The organism is Sphingobacterium puteale (assembly GCF_050986225.1).
In the GTDB taxonomy this organism is placed as follows: domain Bacteria; phylum Bacteroidota; class Bacteroidia; order Sphingobacteriales; family Sphingobacteriaceae; genus Sphingobacterium; species Sphingobacterium puteale.
Window position 1 is genome coordinate 262778 of sequence record NZ_CP158959.1, and the last position, 18715, is coordinate 281492.

Here is an 18715-nt window from a genome sequence, read left to right on the forward strand (position 1 = left end):
GAAAAGTTCTAATTTTCTGATGTATCGATTATTGGCATAGCTTCAAACCATATAAATTCACTATATTTAATTGGTTAATAGCCAACGTTTGGTAGCGTTTGGCTGTGTGGTACGGATCTTTGAATATTTCCCAATTTTAATTTTTATTAGATAGAAAATAAGAACACCATGAGTCTAAAAACATTCATTACAAACAGTGTTGATTACAACATTTGGGTCAGCGAACAGTTGGTTGCCTGGTTGAAAAGCTACCCTGAGGAGTTGTTACAAAAGGAATGTCCATCCAGCTTTACCAGTATTGCAAAAACGCTCAAACACATTAGCGATACGCAGCTGTATTGGTCATCGATGATCCGCGGCACGCCGACGCCAAGCTTTGACTATATCGCTACCTCGGTGGATCTTGAAACTGAAATGAACAACATCGTTAACGAAGCCAAACTTTTAGCTGACTACGTAAAGGAAAATAGTGAAGCTATGAATGAGCCCCATCTCATCGAGTCACAATGGTTCTCTTCTAATTTTCCCAAGTATGAATACCTCCAGCATTTGATTATTCATACGACCTATCACCGCGGTCAGATAGTTACCATTGGCCATCATGTAGGTGTTGTGAAAGCGCCCATGCTGGACTATAATTTCTGGAATGTGATGCGGCAGCAGCAATAGGGTGTAATATCCTTCGGAGCAATGTTTGGAGGTATAAGGGAAATAACTATGAAGCTAATAGACATAAATAATAAATACATTGGACTTTGGAAGGGCAACCATAGACTGATCCTAGGCTGGTTGCCCGATCCTAACTTTGATTCGATATCAAACTTGGCTATAAAAGCCGTTGCTAACAACAAATTTCTAATGTTTACTTATGATTGGCATCATGAAGGTGTAGCGCAAGAAGGGATGCTATTAATGGGTAACAACAATAAACAATCTGAAGTTACAGCTTCATGGATTGATTCTTGGGGCATGGGTGGAAGGATAATGAATTGTTATGGAAAAATGAATGAGCAGGGCGATATTTCAATAACGGGTTCTTACGAAGTGGTCGATAGCCCTAATTGGGGATGGCGTATCGAAATACCTGCTCCAAATAATCGGACACTTCAGATAAAAATGTACAATGTCTCGCCCGATGGTGAAGAATTCTTGGCCGTCGATGCAAATTATTCGCCTGTTGAGTAGACAATGAATTTTCATTTATCTTATCTGGCAAAAAAACAGAAAATAAAATGAATAATCTTGAGGTAAATGAATAAGTGACGTTAACCTAAAAACAAGCTATTGTTAAGCTTGTTTTGTTAATACTATCTTTATCTATAGCTAATATTCGCTTCTTTATTTTGGCGCAAATTCAAGATAATGAAACCTATTAAGCTACCTCAATTTAGAAAAACAGCCCAAGTTACCTTAGCACTTGCATTACTAAATGCAGCAAGTGTTGACACGGTTTGGGCAAATCTCACAAACGAAGTCATAGCGTTCGAAATTCCAGATCAGTCTGTTATTAAAGGGATTGTCAAAGACCAAGATGGCAAGCCCATAGACGGTGGTACCATCATCAATGAAACCAATAAGCAGAGTACGCGCACCGAATTTAACGGCAAATTCACTCTCAAAGGACAGGCCGGGGACCAAATCCGTATTTCTTCCTTAGGCTATAAAACAACCACCATAACGGCTACAGACAGTCCGCTTGAAGTTGTTTTAGAAAAAGACGATTCTAAACTGGACGAGGTTGTCGTGACCGCAATCGGGATCAAGCAGCAGAAAAAGCAGATCGGCTATGCTACACAGGAAGTCAAACTGGACGTACTCAAAGAGTCCAAAACAATGAACATTGGTACGGCTTTGACGGGACAGGTGTCTGGGCTGATCGTCAATAATCCAACAGGTATTTTTCAGGCACCTTCCTTTCAATTGCGGGGCAAAACGCCTTTAATTGTTGTGGATGGTATTCCTGTTGAATCTGATTTTTACGATATGTCCAGCCAGAATATTGAAAATATCAACGTGTTGAAGGGAACGGCAGCTTCCTCTTTATATGGCTCACGTGGTAAAAATGGTGCTATCTTAATCACGACCAAAAGTGCAAAAAGTGATAAACTGGAGTTTTCAGTGGGAACGACGAATATGTTCTCGGCAGGATTTACCGTCTTTCCTGAATCGCAAAAAGAATTTGGAAGTGGATCTAACGGTAAGTATGAATTTTGGGATGGTGCTGATGGGGGCATCTCAGACGGTGATATGACCTGGGGACCGAAATTGAATTCCGGAATAAAGGTGGCCCAATGGAATAGCCCCATCCGTGATAAACAGACCGGTGAGGTGATTCCCTGGTGGGGAGATGTCAGCGGAACGAAGTACAACGATAAGTCGCGTTATGAAAGGGTACCGATCGACTGGGTAGCCCACGACAATCTGGAGGATTTCCTTGGAACTGGATTAATCACGGAGAACAATGCAACGTTGTCCTACCGATCCGAAAAAGTGAGCATCTTTGGAACTGGAAAGTATGCTTATCAGAAAGGGCAGGTGCCCAACACCAAACTTTCTACAGGTGGACTGAACCTGAATACGTCGTACCGTTTTACGCCCGAAGTGCAATTGGATCTTAACCTCTCCTATAATAAAGTAAAGTCGCCAAATTATCCGAGATATGGATATGGCCCCAAAAACCACATGTATACGATTTTACTGTGGATGGGGAATGATGTAAATGGACAGGAATTAAAGGACCATCTCTATATTCCGGGACAGGAAGGCTATCGCCAGGCGAACTATAATTATGCATGGTACAATAATCCTTATTTTGCGGCCTACGAATTGAACCAGGTGTATGATCAGGATATTTTGCATGGACAGACAGCCCTGACATGGCGCATTTCTCCAGAATTTACTATAAAAGGGCGCGCTGCCGCAAGGCAGAAGAATCTGTTTCAGGATATGCAGAGTCCCAAGTCGTATATGAATTATGGCGATTCACGGAATGGCGATTATAAGAACTGGGACAGCAAGCAGCTTAATTTTGACGCGGACGTGCTCGCCACTTATATCAAAGAGTTATCTGATGATTTTGGAATAACCGTGAATGCAGGATCATCAACGTTCAAACGCGATTATCGTGAACTTTATCAAACAACAGATGGTCTAGTCGTTCCATTTGTCTACAATTTGGGAAATACCCAAGGACCGGTAAAAGCCACGAATACAACCACTGAAAAAATAATCCGAAGTGCCTATGCATCGGTAAACTTAAACGTGTTTAAGTCCACATATTTAAATTTTTCAGGACGGAATGACTGGTCATCGACGCTGTCGAAAGCAAATCAGTCCTTTTTCTACCCATCTGTTTCGTTGAGTAGTGTGATCTCGGACTATTTTACATTACCTCAGCAAATAGACTTTATCAAATTGTATAGCTCATGGGCATCCGTATCTTCTGATCTGGATCCTTACAGCATTGCTGCCACCTATAAGAAAGACGTAACTTATGGCTCGACGCCGTCTGTGACTTACCCTGCAGGAATTATAAATCCTGATATTCTTCCGCAGCAATCAAATTCGTTGGAGGTGGGGGCTTCACTGGCCCTGTTTAAAAATAGGCTTTCGGCGGATGTCACCTACTACAATGTTGTCGACAAAAATCAAATTATAGATTTAAGTGTTTCTCAGGCATCGGCATTTACTTCACGTAAAGTCAATGGAAATAAATACCGTACAAAAGGTTTAGAAGTCTCTTTAACGGGAAATATCATCAAAAATGACCAATTCTCGTGGACATCGACCGTAAACTGGTCACGGGCGGTCCAACGTCTCGAAGAGATCTATAATAACCAGGCGAAATTTGGCAACTTAAAAAAGGGAGATCGTGCGGACAGTTATTACGCAACAGTTTGGGAAAAATCTGCTGATGGTAAGGTCATCCTAAACCCGAATACCGGCATGCCGACAAAAAATCCTTTCCCACAATATTTGGGCTATTTCCAGCCGGATTGGCAATTTGGTTTTGCCAATCAGTTTAAAATTAAGGGATTTCAGGTTAATCTTGATATTGATGGCTCTATTGGTGGTGTAATGAATTCGACAACAATAGAAAAAATGTGGTGGGGAGGAAAGCATCCATCGTCTGTTTTATATCGTCAAGAGCAGTATGATGCCGGAAAACCTGTGTTTGTGCCGGATGGTGTGATTGTAACAGGTGGAGAGCTTACGCGCGATGTGAACGGCAACATTACTTCGGATACACGCACCTATACCAATAATACCACAGCCGTGGATTGGCAGGCCTGGAGTCAGAATTATCCTTATCAGGCCCGCGTGACAGAAGCCGAAAGTAAACTTTTTGCCAATGTATTTGACCGTTCGTTTGTGAAATTACGTCGGCTTTCGGTAAGTTATGATGTCAATAAGGTATTCAAACTAAAACAGCTCACTGCGTTAAACGCATCGGTATTCGGATACAATTTAGCGATGTGGAAGAAAGTGCCTTATATCGACCCTGATTTTGGTGTTGGTAACGATGGCAATCTTCAGGATCCGTCGACCAGATATATCGGTTTTTCACTCGATTTCAAGTTTTAATAAGATTGCAAGATGAAATTTAATAAACACATATTTTTTGGATTGTTTTCGCTTTCAGTAATGACCTCCTGTCAGAAATTGACGGAAGTAAACATTAATCCCAATGAAGCAACGACAACTCACCCACAGGCGCTACTGACTAAAGTAGAATGGGACGCTTTTCGTACTTGGCATGGTACCTCGCCATTGTATACCTTAAAGATGATTGTACAAACGGATGGTGAAAATGCGAATCAGATTTATAACTGGCAGCGCGGAAGCTTCGAGCAATATGGTTTTCTTCGGAATATTACGAAGATGACCGAAGAGGCGGAGAAAATAGGCGCTGAGAACTATTTGGCACTGGCTAAATTTTTCCGTGCTTATTACTTCTATAATCTTACCCTGACTTTTGGTGATGTGCCTTATTCCGAGGCTGCAAAAGGCGAAAGCTCAGCTGTTTTTACACCAAAGTACGATGCACAGAAGGACGTTTTGGTGGGCCTGTTGAAGGAACTGGAGGAAGCAAATGCGATATTGAAGAAAAATAATAATACCATAAACGGTGATATTATCTATGGTGGAAATAGTGCGAACTGGAATAAGTTGGTCAATTCTTTTCGCTTAAAAGTATTGTTGACCCTGTCGAAGAAATCAGCTGACCTTCCGTTTAACCTGGCGACAGAATTCGCGAAGATCTATTCGAGCGAGTCCAGGATTACGGATGTGAGCGGAGCTGAAGATGGACAGTTGGTCTTCCTGAATCAGGATGGCAACCGCTACCCTGAGTTCAATTCCAGTGGCTATGGCTCGGGAATGTATATGGACTCGACCTTTGTCCAACGGTTACAGGACCTAAAGGACCCCCGATTGTTTGTCGTCGCCACGCAGACACGTTTGGGGAAAGAAGCAGGTAAAGCCATCAATGATTTCACTGCATATGAAGGCGGAGATCCGATTGTACCTTATGCGCAGGTCAATGCAAAAGCTGTATTAGGAAAGCTATCCAAAGTGCACGAACGGTTTTATCAGGATCCTACTGCAGAGCCCTTAGTCTTATTGGGCTGTTCAGAAATGCAGTTTATTTTGGCAGAAGCTATGCTGAAAGGCTGGATTACGGGAGATCTAAATACAGCTTATGCTAAAGGGGTACAAGCATCCTTCAAGTTTTATGAAAAATATGCGAAGAATGCAGGCAGCTATACCAATGAGAGTCAAGCCGCTCAATACTTGGCGCAAAATACGGTCAAACTCGATGCTGTTAGTTCAAATGAACAGAAGTTGGAGCGTATCCTGATGCAGAAATATCTGCGGTCATTTCATCAAGGTGGCTACACGGCGTATTTTGACCACTTGCGCACGGGCTATCCGGGCTTGCGTAAGGCTGCCAATGTAAAAACAGCCTATCGATGGATGTATCCGCAAGATGAATACAATAACAATACCGCCAATGTTTCTGATGCGATCAAATCACAGTTTGGTGGAAACGATAATATTAATTTACAGACCTGGTGGCTAAAATAATGGATTCGAGAAGAGCATTTTTAAAAAAGGCAGCCATGCTTGCCGGGAGTACGGCAGCTATAAATTGGTTGCCGGAGTCTATCCAAAAGGCATTGGCCATCGAAGCTCCCAAAGGATCCACATTTTTGGATGCTGAGCATGTCGTCTTTTTGATGCAGGAAAACAGATCATTTGACCATTGTTATGGCACATTAAAAGGCGTGCGTGGATTTAATGATCCGCGAACGATGAAATTGCCAAACGGTCTGCCGGTATGGATTCAGGGAAATAAGGAAGGTGCATATTTTGCACCTTTCCATTTGGATATCATCAATAGCAAATCCACCTGGATGGGCTCACTGCCGCATGGCTGGCGGGATATGGTTGCTGCACGCCATGACGGAAAAATGGATAATTGGTTGGAAGCAAAAAGCTCGGGGAATGATGAATATAAAAATATGCCACTGACAATGGGCTATTATAATCGTGCGGATATTCCTTTTTATTATGCCTTTGCAGATGCTTTTACGGTATGTGACCAGCATTTTTGCTCTTCATTGACCGGTACCAGCGCCAACCGTTCTTATTTTTGGACCGGCACCGTACGCGAACAGCCGCGCAATCCGGAATCCGTTGCCCATGTGGATAATGGACAGATTAATTACAAGGACGTTAGCTGGAAGACTTATCCCGAGCGGCTACAGGAAGCTGGGATATCGTGGCGGGTGTACCAAAATGAGTTGAGTCTGCCCGTTGGATTTAAAGGTGAAGAGGAAGATTGGCTAGCCAATTTTACGGACAACAATCTCGAATTTCATAAGCAATATGGCGTAAGATATCACCCGGCGCATTATCAGTGGATGAAAAAGCGGATAGAGGAGTTGCAGCGATTAGTTAAAGGTAATGAGAAAGCCGGATCGCTGAGTAAAGCCAAAACTGAACTGGCACGTCTACAGCGCGATGTGATGCAGTATTCTCCGGAAAACTTCGAAAGGCTATCCCAGTTTGAAAAAGATATCCATCGAAATGCCTTTGTGACCAATATGGCTGATCCAAACTATCACAAACTTGATAAAATAGCTTACACAGCGGATGGAAAACGGCAAGAAATTGAGGTCCCTGCGGGTGATGTTCTCTATCAATTTAGAAAAGATGTTGAAGCAAGAAAGCTGCCTACTGTATCCTGGCTGGTCGCTCCCTGTCGATTTTCAGATCATCCGGGCTCACCCTGGTATGGTGCATGGTATGTTTCGGAGGTATTGGATATCCTGACCAAAGATCCAGAAGTCTGGAAAAAGACTATATTTATCTTGACCTATGATGAAAACGATGGATATTTTGATCATATAGCCCCATTTGTTCTGCCATTGAGTTCTAATAGCGAGCAAGGGGCAGTCTCCACAATAGATACCACGGATGAATACGTGACCCAAGAGCAGGAGAGAAAGCGTACAAACAATCAAAATGCCTCCTTGGAAAGCCCTATCGGATTGGGTTATCGTGTGCCGATGGTCATTGCATCACCGTGGTCAAAGGGCGGATGGGTCAATTCAGAAGTTTTTGACCATACCTCCTGTCTGCAATTTTTGGAACATTTCTTAGAGCGGAAAACGGGGAAGGTGGTTCGGGAAGAAAATATTAGTCCCTGGCGCAGAATGGTCTGTGGGGATCTGACTACGGCATTCCGTCCGATAGACAACGTGTCCAAGCCCAATGTCTTTTCTGTTGACCGGAATGCATATGTCGAACGGATATTCTCTGCACGGAACAAAAAACTTCCAACGGATTTTGTACAAATTGACAGCCATAAGATCGCAGAAATCAGCGCAAAAGGCCGATATCACAGCGATGTACAGATGCAGGAACAGGGATGGAAGCAGGCCTGTGCGCTGCACTATGATCTACAGGTAAAGATGGCCAGTACAGACACTATTTTTTCTATTAGCACTAAACTAGACCAAAGGTTGAATACTTTTAAACCTGGTGCAGGCATTCCTTACTTTGTCATCTCATATATTCCTTATGATGGACATGAAAAAGGGAAAGTGTGGAATTTTGCCGTTCAGGACGGTGACCAATTGCAGTACGATTGGCAGCTTGATAAGGTATCAGGAGATCGGGTATCCTTTGCCCTCCATGGTCCTAACGGATTCTATCGTTCGGTTGAGGCTAATAAGGTAAATATACCGAATATCGATGTGTATACCAAGGTCGTTTCGGGTAGTCCGGTTCTTTGTGTGGAAGTGCAGTCGTCCGGAATAGATCTGCAGTTAGTGGATAGTGCCTACGGTACATTTGAGTCGCAAATACTTAAAAGTGGTGCGCGCAAAGTGATTGAAGTGGATTGTAGTGAAAGCAAAGGCTGGTATGACGTCGAAGTAACAAGTCCTGAAGATCCACAGCTTAAGCTTCGGTACGCCGGGCATATTGAGACAGGGCAGCCGAGTTATACGGATCCGTTAATGGGGGGAATGATCCGTTGAGGAAACCGAATAGCTCAAATAGCCTAGCTATTATATAAATATTGTTGAAGCCATTTCCGAAGGGGAGTGGCTTTGGCAAAGTGTGCTGAAAGTATTCCTATAAGTTTGGGATCCGTCATACCTTTCCAGTGCGCGTATACGTATATGTCAAATTTGTTTTGTGCCATCGTTTACTATAATAATTCGAGATCTTGCAATTTTCTTCCTAATTCATCGTCTGCTGCTAATTGTAGTACATCATCTTGTAAACCCAATACACGAAGCACATTTAAATATGCGCCAAATGCTACACTTGTATCTCCTTTTTCGATCAGGTATAATGTCGAGCGTGCGATTCCCGCCCGCTCTGCAACTTGAATGGTTGTTAGTTTGCGACGCTTTCTTGCTAGTTTTATATTCTCACCAACTTGCTCCATAAGCTTGGTTAGTCTAGGGAAAACGACTTGTTTTTTTATGCCCATACATTTGTTTTGTTTGATATTATGGACAAATTTAATTAATTTGACTGAAATAACAAACATTTAATAAGGTGTCATTACAAGATTCGAACTAAGTTTGAAATGACAAGAGGTTTAAATAATCGATTGAATTGCTTCTTTTTCTACTCCTACCCAATATAAGGGATGAACAACAAATATGGAGGGTGAACTGCAGAAAAGTCGGTATTGGAAAAAATATACGATATCTAGAATAATGCGTTTTAATATTTTTACTAAAATAATTAGTATTTTGTATTGAAAATTTCTATCTTTGTCAAATTAACCAATTGATAAGTTGTTATGAGTCAAATATCAAGACGGGTAGATGACCCGTTGTGGAAATCTATTTTAGAACAAACTTTTTCACATTTTTTAAGATTTATTTTTACGGATGCAGAAGCTGTTTTTGATTTGAGCAGACCCTTTGATTATCTTGATAAAGAATTCGAAAGCTTGTTTCCTCCTGAAAGTAACGGAAAGGGAGTCCGTTATGTTGACAAACTAGTAAAGGTTTTCTTAAAGGACGGGAGCGAACAGTATGTGCTGTGCCATGTAGAGATACAGAGTAGTAAGGGCAAGGGAGACTTGGCTGAGCGAATGTTTCGCTATTTTTATAAAATATGGGACCGCTACAAAGTTCCCGTTACGGCTATTGCAATCATGGCAGATGGTAATAAAAGCTATCGTCCGATGGTATATAGTCAGGAATTTATGGGAACCTCATTGCGCTATGATTTCAATAGCTACAAGATTCTGGATCAGGAGGAGGATGTATTACGGTCGGATAAGAATCCATTTTCTGTAATTGTCCTAACTGCATTGTTGGCTATTGTTAACAAAAAGATTAACGACGAGGGATTGAAGGCTATTAAACATGATCTTTATGATGAGATGATGAAGCGGGAGATGGATAGGGATACACGTCAGGGGCTATACGACTTTTTGACTTACTATGTAAGTTTTGATGACGAACAAGTTTTGAGTATATTTGAAAAAGAAATAAAAACAAAAATAGGAAGGAGCGATACAATGGGCACTCAAGAATATTTATTAGATAAGGCAGAGAAAAAAGGCCTCAAACAGGGCCTTAAACAAGGAATTGAAAAAGGTAAGCGGGAAGAAGCTATTGCAATTGCACTGGAATTCAAGAAAATGGGTATTGCTATAGCCGATATTGCAAAAGGTACAGGGCTATCCATAGAAGAGATCGAAAAGCTGTAATAACGTAACAGTCATAAATGATTTAATATGAGCCATTCCCCGCAAGGAATGGTTTTTTATTGTTGTGCGTTTTTTTATCATTCGGTAACGGGATGGTATTGTGCTGTGGTTTCATTTCCATTTAGGGACGAAAGGTCCGATTTCAGGAATGAACAACAAATATGGAGGGTGAATGGCTTTTATTTATATTGAGTTGGACAGACTCCCGTATGTTTCTTGAAAAAAGTCGAAAAATTTTGCTGTTGCCCATAACCACAATAATTGCTTACCTCTTTGACCGAATGTCCGCTCCGCAATAACTCCTTCGCTTTCAGAATCAAATGCTTAGTCCAGGTCTGTTTCGGACTTTCACCATAGATGGCTTTATAGATTTTGTTCAATTTGCTCTTGTCTACCTGTAGTTGCTCGGCTATTGTCTGAATGGAGCAGCTGCTAAAAATCTGCGTGGCTTGATCAGTGACCATCTTCCTGGCAAGTCTAGCAAGCAACTGGTCGGGATCTAACTTTTCATGCAGGCTGAAATTCTTGTCAATGGCAATATCAAACAGATTATAGACCACTTTTATCGCAATGACTTCATGCTCTTTGTGGTACTGAAATAAATACGTTTCAATGTAAGATAGCTGATAACGTGTTCGCTCTTTAATAGGCCAGATAGCACTTTGGTAGAGTCGCTTTTTATCACGTCTATGGGCTGCTCTGAATTCGGATAAAAAGTGGTTTTCCTTATAAATGGCCGGTCGAATAAAACCGATATCGACCAAAACACCATAAATCAGGTAAGTTCCGGCAACCAGATTTACCGCTATCTCCCCTTTGGGGATATATACATAGCTGTGATATTGGGAAGGTAGCGATACCTTGCATTCCTTCTTGGGCTGCTCGATAACGACCTCCTGCGGTGAGCCGAGATTATAGAGCAGATGATAATCTGCTTTGCTGGTATTGACGGACAGCCTGATATGTTGCTGTACCTGTGCCTGCAACCGATAGAAGATGACGCTATGATAGTCAATGTACTCTTCAGTGAACTGAATGCCTGTATCTTCATAACGCTGTATCGATGAATCGGCCAATTTGGGTAAAAATGCTTTTATTTGATCGCTAAATTGGTCTACTTCGGGCAGCCTAAAATGGAATGTTTTTTTCATAAATTTTGGTTATTTAATGTGTTTGTTATTACCTCCTTCCCTTGTATCGAGATCCGCTGTCGCCGTTCGCACCTGTAACGTTGGCTCGGTGGTCTCAAGTGGTTTTATCATTGGCTTGGCAATGCAATGTAAGAGGGGATGGTCCCAGGCACAGAGGTTGTACCAGATCATCAGACTGGAAAAATGGATCAAGCCCATCGTCAGGGCTATGCAAAGGTGCATCAGGATAATGCCGGTACTGATGTAGATGCGGATCCGGCGGTTGATCCAGAGCAATGGGTATCCCAATTCGAAAAGCAGGGTGGCGATTCCTAGTCCGGCCCAGATAGCCGTGAACTGCTGAGCGGATTGGGGAATAGTAAACAATGCTGGGGCCAGGGGTTGCTGTATGGCTTTCCAAACGGCTTCGCCATTCCACCAGGTAGGGCCAATGGCTTTACCCAAGCCGGCAAAAAAATACACGACAGTAAGCTGCAACCTAAAAATCGTAGCGCCAAGTGTGTCCCACTTGTCGTTGGGTAGCCAGCTGCCTTTGAAGCAGCAGAAAATGACACCGAAGAATAGTCCTGTCTGTACCAGATAGTCCGCCCCGTAGCTCCAGGTATAGTTGGCGATAAAAAAAAGATAATGCAATATAATGAGCCCCAGCATTGCGGCGCTGCGATAGTGGTCAAAAAACAAGGCTAACCCACAGATGATGTATAGCAAGCCAAAGAAATGGATCCATTCTAGGCCAGCTAGCGTGTACTCCGGTAAATGGGCAATCAGGGTGTGGATAGATAGTGTCCCTAGTCTTTGCTGCCATGAAATGCTGTGCTGGTCCAGGAAAATACCCTGACCAAATAGCATACTGAGGTCTGGCCATAACCGCCACATATCCAGGGATAGCAGCAGGCCAATTCCCCTTAACATGATGGGCAGCCTCGTGTCGGTGCTTAATTGTACTTCATTGCGCATAAACCTAATTTTTTATATACTCAAACAGAATAATATATCGGGACGAATGGAGCGGATCTTTATCTTGCTCAACTGATGCTGGCAGATGTTTGGCGATAAGACGACATGCAATGCTGTCGGCAGCGACAATATCGGACAGACCGGCTGTCAGGTTGCTGATTGATGCACGCACCTGATCCTGTAGGTATGACTGATTGCTGTCAAGAAATGAAGAGCCTGATTGAAAGTAGCTGTTGAGCCGGAGCATTCCCGTCGTGCTTTGTATGCGTGGTTCGCCTAGAAAAGTTTCGTTACCCCCTTGATATTGGATATATTCAAGCTGCACCTGCATGCCTACACTAGGACCATAAAATGTATAGCCGCCACTGAGACCTGCGAGATCCTGATAGCGGGCAACATACCTAAATAGTTCGGGCAAACGGTCCGGAAGCTTAAAAATGATGCAGAGATTATAGGCTGATGCCATACTGAAATGTATGGCACAGCCTAGTACAAAAATCAGCCTTAACATAGGTTTTAATAGGGCGCTATTGTTATCTCGAACGTTTTGTAAACTGTTCTTTGGGCGAAGAGGGAAAGAATAAACGGGTGGATAGTCCATCTTGAATAGGGTGATCCAACGCTTCCAAGTGCAAATAATTTGCGTTTGTTCTGTCCTGTACAGGTGCAGTAGTCCAAGAGGAAGGAATCACCCCGGCTGCGAAAAATAGTCCTGCGCCAATTAGATAAAAAGGTAACTTGAATTTTGTCATGATAATGTGTTTTAATTATTTATTTCTTTAAATTGATAAAATCAGGTGATAACAGCGGGTTAATTATTTGTTTGTATCGGATGTAATTATTTACTTTACGGCTATAAGTATTTTTTTGACCAACCGACATGAACCTATTATGCGCAAATTTCCTGTAGTTATAATCGATGATCTGTATGGGGCACTGGAGGACACTGCCGCCGTATTGGAAGAGCTTGGCTTGTTTGAGATAGCGGGTAAGTTTACCTCCGTTAAAGATGCCGAACTATATTTTTTAAATGCAGATGAAAAGGTCTATATGATCTTCTGTGATATTGAGATGCCTGATCATTCGGGCTTGGAAGCGATTAAAAGACTCCGTAATTATTGTTCCCACTTTGTTTTTATTACAGGGTATGCGGAGGAATATGCTTTACAGGCGCACAAAGTGCATGTTGATGGATTCCTATCAAAACCAGTTCATGTGGATGAGCTGCTGGGCTTATTGAAGCATTTACAGCATAAAGCGCCCGCTAGTGATATTGGTCGGGATAGGAGAGTCGTATCCATGATCTTTCTGGATGTTGTAGACCCTAATAGTGAACTCCATCTTGCGCGTAGGAATGGTCCGCCCATGCGAAAGCATCCGGAAAATAGAAGGGTACGTGAAAAGGTTCCGGTCGCACTTGCGGAAATTGCTTATTTGGAAAAATCAAAAAATTATATTCATTTTTACGCGCTTAGGCCCGATGACCAGTTTGTCTTATTGGGGGTGCTCAATAAAAGGATGATGGACATAGAGGATACCTTCCGGCAGGATCCGAGATTTGTCCGGGTCAGCCCGTCAGTATTCATTAATATAAACTATGTTAAAAAAGTGCTGCTGGAAGGCGTTTATATCGGACCAAAGTTTCAACCTGTTTCACGATCTCGTACGGAGGAACTTGACATGCGATTGAAGCTAATGGATCCCGGGTTCAAATGGTCAGGTCATGCCGGCTAGAAAACAATTTATGCTGACCTGGCTCAAAAACATCGTGCTCTGTATGACGATTGTCTTTGCGCTGGCTTATGTCTTCCTGATCGTACCCACAGCATTTAAGGGCTGGCGTGATCAGCTGGTCGCTTTGCTGTTGAGTACAATGGTTTATGGCCTGTCCCGTTATGTCCTGCTGCCCAATATATTCAAATGGTCCCGATTCAATGCGTATCTGCTAGGGGTCTGGATGACGTTGGTCATGGCCTTTTTTGTGGCGATACCGATTATTTTCAGTCTGTTTACCGGAGCGCTGGTCTTTACTCCGAGGAAATGGGAAATTGCCAACTTTTGGCCGGTTATATTCTTGATTCTACCGCCCATGTTGGTCGCTTTCTTTATGTATAGCTGGCGGTTTGGTGTCGATAAGTGGCTGGCGTACCGGTCCGTGCAAATCAAGCTTGATGAGATGTCTTTAGATGCACAAAAGTGGGAGCTGGAGGCGATCGCCAAACACCTTCATCCGCACTTTATCGGCAATAGCATGGCCACTATTCGTACCCTGATCAGGCAGTCTCCGGATCAGGCACTGCTGGCGGTGGGGATATTGGGCACGATCGCTGCCTTTTATTTAAAAATAGATAATAGACCTTGGCTATCGTTGCGGCTTGAAATGCAGATGACCCACAAATTGGTCAATCTATATGAATTTATAAAGCATCACAAAATTTATATAACGTATGAAAATTGTGTAGATGAAGACTTCTTAGTACCCAAAATGCTGCTGTTCAACCTGGTCGAAAACGCCCTGCAATATGGCGAGACATCACGAAAGAAGTATCCTATACAGATATTGATCGCTCTGACAGAGGATAATATGGTGAAGATACAGGTATCCAACCGAGTCGCCGCCAAAGCGGTGACCGGCACGGTAAGCCACAATACAGCGCTGCAAAGAATAGAGCGACAGCTACGTCTGCTGGATCCACAGCATGCGGGAATAGTGCTGTCCAATAATGAATCCGTATTTAGGATTTCGGTATCTTTTTATCGGCATCGTATAGACAATGTTCGAATAGAGCAGAAAAATGCGTAACTTAAATCCATTATAAACCTTCACCATCCGTGGGCATTTCCTTTATTTTGCAGGGCTTGGCAGACCTTGAAATAGCCCCACCTGTGCGTCGATGGTCTTAAAACCATAGACCATGAACTTAAGTGTATGCCTATATGCATTAATAGATCGTATTGAAAAATTGACAGAAATTTTAGTAGCGATATACGGCTTGCTCGCTACCCTGATCCATATCCTTAAAACCAAGAAAATAGAACAGAAACCACTGCGTGAACGTAAACTCTGGACACATACCGAAGTGACGGATTACCTTGGTATCAGTGTGTCGACCTATAAGCGCCGGGTGCGGGAGGGAGTGCTCAATCCGATGACGCTCACCGGCGATGACCGCTACTTTGAAGAAGACCTGATTGAGGCGCTTGAAAGGAGCAGGCTCAAAGGTAAAATATAATTTGCGGACGGCAGCAGTTGGATTTGACGCTAAGGATCGGTGACTTCGCGCTGTGGCTTTGCGATCTTCCCAACCAAAAGTATGAAACAGACCGGTGGCCGTTCGTTTTTTCCGCTTGGGGAAAACGAACAGTTAGGTGACTGAATAGAAATTCCCCCTGACTGGTTGGCGCAGTCGGGGGAATTTGCTGTTCAGTCACCCGGAAAGTTTGAACAAACACTGGTCTGTTTCATTTCCCCACCTGGCCAAATGGACCTTTCAATGGTCTGCTCGGATTAGTCATTGGATTATGCGAATATTCCTAGTGACGGAATCACAATTTTACTGTGGGAAACTGAGCAGTCACTCCGAAAAATCATCCTTTTCTGGCCTATTGCCGATCAGATTGGCTCAAATGAGCTCAATTACGTTCAATCTGGGCCAAAACTTCATTTTCAGTCCATTCCCATAATATGTTTGTGTCATTAAATGATCTCGCGAGGAATATTTAATCGTTAACAAACAGATTTTTAACCGACACGGCCAATGTCGACAGATCGCATTGGCAGGTCAATAAAACAGAATAAATATGGCGACAAAAATGAAAGCCTTGATCGGATTTGGAAAAATGAAAGATGATGAATTGGTCATCAGCTGCAATACGATTATCGGTGCTATGACGGACAATATCAAGTACCCGACACCGGCGCCTGCATTGGCGGATATACAGATCTTATTGGCGGATTTTACGGCCAAACTGGCCGTTGCCCGTAAACGTGGATCGCCCGAAGATACCGCACTTAAGGATGAGAGCCGGGAGCCGCTTATCGTGGCGATGCAACAGTTGGGTTATTATGTCAATTCAGTGGCCCAAGGGCATCTCTCCACCTTATTGAGTTCGGGTTTCCCAACCAATAGCACGTCATTTGGCAATCAGGTACCCCTAAAAGTGGACAATGTAAGGCTCTCGGATGGACGGCAGTCCGGACAGGTGAGACTTGACTTTGCTCCACAGAAGATAGCGACCATCTATGAATACCGCTATCGTATCCGAACGGACAACCCCACGGAATGGGGAGATCGGTTTACCACGACCTCGTCCCGGGGCAATATCATTGCTCCTTTGGAGGTGGGCAAATTCTATGAAGTACAGGTGCGCGCCATCAATACTCAAGGGGTGGGCGACTGGAGTAATGCTGCCACGATATTGGTACGCTGATGAATATGCTGCTAAAAAGAGTCAGACAGGGGAAAAATAGTACCCTGTCCGAATTGTATATAGATGGCCTATTTCAATGTTATGTCCTCGAAGACAGCATACGTGAGCATAAAATCAAAGGGCAGACCTGTATTCCTGCCGGAAAGTATGGTCTGGGGCTCAACTATTGGGGTGGGATGAACACTGCCTATAAGCGGCGTTTTCCGGATATGCATCAGGGGATGATCGAGATCAAAGATGTCCCGGGCTTCAATAATATCTATATCCATATCGGCAATACGCATGTGGATACGGCAGGTTGCCTGCTGGTGGGTACTTACTTCCATAAAGACAAGAGCCACAGAGATTATGAAGTATATCAATCGCAGAAGGCTTACCAGAACTTATATAAGGAGGTGATCGAATATGTAAAAAAAGGCAAAGCGATGCTGACGATCAGACATATGCTGGTGGAGGGAAACTACGCAAAGTTGAGTCAGGATCTGTAGGCGCGGTACCGCAAACTAGATAGTACATGAACCCGTCGAAAACAAACTGAGCAGCGCAAGCTCATGACAAAATAAATTAAAGATGAAAAAGATAATCAATAAAATAGGAAAGGTGCTCGGGCTGGTATTGGCGGCACCGATAAAGCTGCCGGGAAAGGTGCCGGCGATTCTAAAATACCTGGCTATCGGCCTGGGCATCATGGAGGCTGTCATTGATGAGGAACCGCCGAAAAGGGAAGGCGAGAAGGGCGACATAGCTCCCAAAGATCAGGAGAGTCCGCGAAAAAAAACGGAGCAAGATGTCAACAGGACAAGCCCGGCGGAGAAAGGAGCGGAACGTGAAACTTAATGATATACGCATGGGCGTGTTAGGCGGTACGATGTGTTCCTTATGGGCGAGCATCTCTTTGGGTGACATGTTGCAGACGCTTTTGACCGCTGCGCTGGGGACACTGGTCAGCTTCGCTACAAGCCAGTTACTTGGCAGATGGACCAAGAGGAAAAAGGAATAGAAACGGTATCACAGCACCGGTAAGCTGTGCTGCGGTTTAAGGTTTCCCTTGCTTGGCTACTGGCCGGACTTTCAAAAGAAATGCCGATAGCATATTTCAGCTGATCGGCATTCTCCATTATTATCCTAAAATTATCACGCATTATTTATCTTGAATACAGCGGACATTCGAGCCAAAACCTTCCCGTCCGCGTAGCGACAGTTCGCCTTCAATCCGGTCGCCAGATTACAGGTTTGATGTACATTTTCTTTTCATTTTTTTGTTCATGTTTACTGTGCTATATATTTGGTCTATAGTGTTAACTGTTGCTAAATGAAGGATAATTGCCTATATGGGCTTTTAACTAACAATGGCCTTTCTTATGAAAAAAGCGACTCATTTATGCATGATCCTTTTTTCTATCTAATGCCCTGATACATTGAATATATGTTGGACTTGAGCGTAAACAAAAATAGTGTCAATGAAAATAAATGCCTAATATGTAGGTATCACACAGATATCACATTTTCATAGTTTTACGTGTTCAGCTCCTGATCTTGGTTTATTTTTTTGTTAATAAGGGGCATATCAGCGCTATGCGCTATCCCCGTAACTCTTTGGGACGGGAAATACGATCTTTCATTTTATCCGCGCCACATCGCAAATATCGCATTGTTGCCATTGTGGACGATAATCCGCATCGGATCAAGATCCTATGTTGAAAAACAATACAAATGACACTCGACTGTCAAGTCGTCCGGTTGGAGGAACAGAAATTTATGCTCAGAAAGTGAAATAACCGAACATACATCAAGATGGCGGTGATACCGGAGAACTTTTTCTGTCAATTATCTGTATTGATTTAAAGTGTTTTATGACAGAATTTATTGACCCTATTGTATTTGGCGGAACTTATGGGTGTAAATAAAAAAAGTGCTAACTTAAAAT

At 43.1% G+C, this 18715-nt stretch carries 18 protein-coding genes; 13 read left to right on the forward strand and 5 right to left on the reverse strand.

Going from position 1 to position 18715, the window contains the following annotated elements:
* Nucleotides 1-168 precede the first annotated feature (168 nt).
* The 5 genes from ABTV71_RS01100 (at nucleotide 169) to ABTV71_RS01120 (ending at nucleotide 8549) form a co-directional block, all read left to right on the forward strand.
* Nucleotides 169-669, forward strand: a complete 501-nt coding sequence (locus ABTV71_RS01100) for a DinB family protein (protein WP_121126861.1) — start codon at nucleotides 169-171, stop codon at nucleotides 667-669.
* Between the two features lie 48 nt (nucleotides 670-717).
* Nucleotides 718-1185: a DUF1579 family protein gene (locus tag ABTV71_RS01105; RefSeq protein WP_433901986.1), complete on the forward strand. Its 468-nt coding sequence runs from the start codon at nucleotides 718-720 to the stop codon at nucleotides 1183-1185.
* A gap of 177 nt (nucleotides 1186-1362) precedes the next feature.
* The gene (locus tag ABTV71_RS01110) at nucleotides 1363-4584 is read left to right on the forward strand and encodes a SusC/RagA family TonB-linked outer membrane protein (protein ID WP_433901987.1); all 3222 of its coding nucleotides are present in this window, start codon (nucleotides 1363-1365) and stop codon (nucleotides 4582-4584) included.
* A gap of 12 nt (nucleotides 4585-4596) precedes the next feature.
* Nucleotides 4597-6087: a SusD/RagB family nutrient-binding outer membrane lipoprotein gene (locus ABTV71_RS01115; protein WP_433901988.1), complete on the forward strand. Its 1491-nt coding sequence runs from the start codon at nucleotides 4597-4599 to the stop codon at nucleotides 6085-6087.
* Complete coding sequence (locus tag ABTV71_RS01120; RefSeq protein ID WP_433901989.1) at nucleotides 6087-8549, forward strand: phosphocholine-specific phospholipase C; 2463 nt, start codon at nucleotides 6087-6089, stop codon at nucleotides 8547-8549. The genes ABTV71_RS01115 and ABTV71_RS01120 overlap by 1 nt, the downstream gene beginning before the upstream one ends.
* A 173-nt stretch (nucleotides 8550-8722) precedes the next feature.
* On the opposite strand, the gene ABTV71_RS01125 is transcribed toward ABTV71_RS01120, so the two are convergent.
* On the reverse strand, nucleotides 8723-9010 hold the full coding sequence (locus ABTV71_RS01125) for a helix-turn-helix domain-containing protein (RefSeq protein ID WP_433901990.1): 288 nt from the start codon (nucleotides 9008-9010) through the stop codon (nucleotides 8723-8725).
* 318 nt (nucleotides 9011-9328) lie between these two features.
* Here ABTV71_RS01125 and ABTV71_RS01130 point away from each other — a divergent pair, with 318 nt between their 5' ends.
* On the forward strand, nucleotides 9329-10249 hold the full coding sequence (locus tag ABTV71_RS01130) for a hypothetical protein (protein ID WP_121126864.1): 921 nt from the start codon (nucleotides 9329-9331) through the stop codon (nucleotides 10247-10249).
* Between the two features lie 179 nt (nucleotides 10250-10428).
* Here the strand turns inward: ABTV71_RS01130 and ABTV71_RS01135 are convergent, their stop codons facing one another.
* From ABTV71_RS01135 to ABTV71_RS01150, 4 genes are read right to left on the reverse strand one after another with little or no spacing between them, the layout of a single operon-like run.
* On the reverse strand, nucleotides 10429-11400 hold the full coding sequence (locus ABTV71_RS01135) for a helix-turn-helix domain-containing protein (RefSeq protein WP_121126865.1): 972 nt from the start codon (nucleotides 11398-11400) through the stop codon (nucleotides 10429-10431).
* 9 nt (nucleotides 11401-11409) lie between these two features.
* On the reverse strand, nucleotides 11410-12312 hold the full coding sequence (locus ABTV71_RS01140; protein WP_433901991.1) for a hypothetical protein: 903 nt from the start codon (nucleotides 12310-12312) through the stop codon (nucleotides 11410-11412).
* Nucleotides 12313-12361: 49 nt separating this feature from the next.
* A complete protein-coding gene (locus tag ABTV71_RS01145) occupies nucleotides 12362-12868 on the reverse strand; it encodes a hypothetical protein (RefSeq protein WP_433901992.1) in 507 nt (168 codons plus the stop codon).
* 22 nt (nucleotides 12869-12890) lie between these two features.
* A complete protein-coding gene (locus ABTV71_RS01150) occupies nucleotides 12891-13109 on the reverse strand; it encodes a hypothetical protein (RefSeq protein ID WP_433901993.1) in 219 nt (72 codons plus the stop codon).
* Nucleotides 13110-13248: 139 nt separating this feature from the next.
* On the opposite strand from ABTV71_RS01150, the gene ABTV71_RS01155 reads away from it, so the two are divergent.
* The 7 genes from ABTV71_RS01155 to ABTV71_RS01185 all read left to right on the forward strand — a co-directional run bounded on the left by ABTV71_RS01155 (nucleotide 13249) and on the right by ABTV71_RS01185 (nucleotide 17788).
* Nucleotides 13249-14091, forward strand: coding sequence for a LytR/AlgR family response regulator transcription factor (locus ABTV71_RS01155; RefSeq protein WP_433901994.1), 843 nt, complete (start codon nucleotides 13249-13251; stop codon nucleotides 14089-14091).
* Complete coding sequence (locus ABTV71_RS01160) at nucleotides 14081-15160, forward strand: histidine kinase (protein WP_433901995.1); 1080 nt, start codon at nucleotides 14081-14083, stop codon at nucleotides 15158-15160. The genes ABTV71_RS01155 and ABTV71_RS01160 overlap by 11 nt, the downstream gene beginning before the upstream one ends.
* Before the next feature lie 112 nt (nucleotides 15161-15272).
* Nucleotides 15273-15590, forward strand: coding sequence for a helix-turn-helix domain-containing protein (locus tag ABTV71_RS01165; protein WP_121126871.1), 318 nt, complete (start codon nucleotides 15273-15275; stop codon nucleotides 15588-15590).
* Nucleotides 15591-16158: 568 nt separating this feature from the next.
* On the forward strand, nucleotides 16159-16788 hold the full coding sequence (locus ABTV71_RS01170) for a fibronectin type III domain-containing protein (protein WP_433901996.1): 630 nt from the start codon (nucleotides 16159-16161) through the stop codon (nucleotides 16786-16788).
* Nucleotides 16788-17276 carry a DUF5675 family protein gene (locus ABTV71_RS01175; RefSeq protein WP_433901997.1) on the forward strand — a complete coding sequence of 163 codons (489 nt, stop codon included), beginning with the start codon at nucleotides 16788-16790 and terminating at the stop codon, nucleotides 17274-17276. Before ABTV71_RS01170 ends, ABTV71_RS01175 begins: the two co-directional genes overlap by 1 nt.
* Before the next feature lie 82 nt (nucleotides 17277-17358).
* Nucleotides 17359-17625, forward strand: coding sequence for a hypothetical protein (locus ABTV71_RS01180; protein ID WP_433901998.1), 267 nt, complete (start codon nucleotides 17359-17361; stop codon nucleotides 17623-17625).
* Between the two features lie 10 nt (nucleotides 17626-17635).
* Nucleotides 17636-17788 (forward strand): hypothetical protein, encoded by a 153-nt coding sequence (locus tag ABTV71_RS01185; RefSeq protein ID WP_183078837.1) that lies wholly within the window; start codon nucleotides 17636-17638, stop codon nucleotides 17786-17788.
* The last annotated feature ends 927 nt before the right edge of the window (nucleotides 17789-18715 follow it).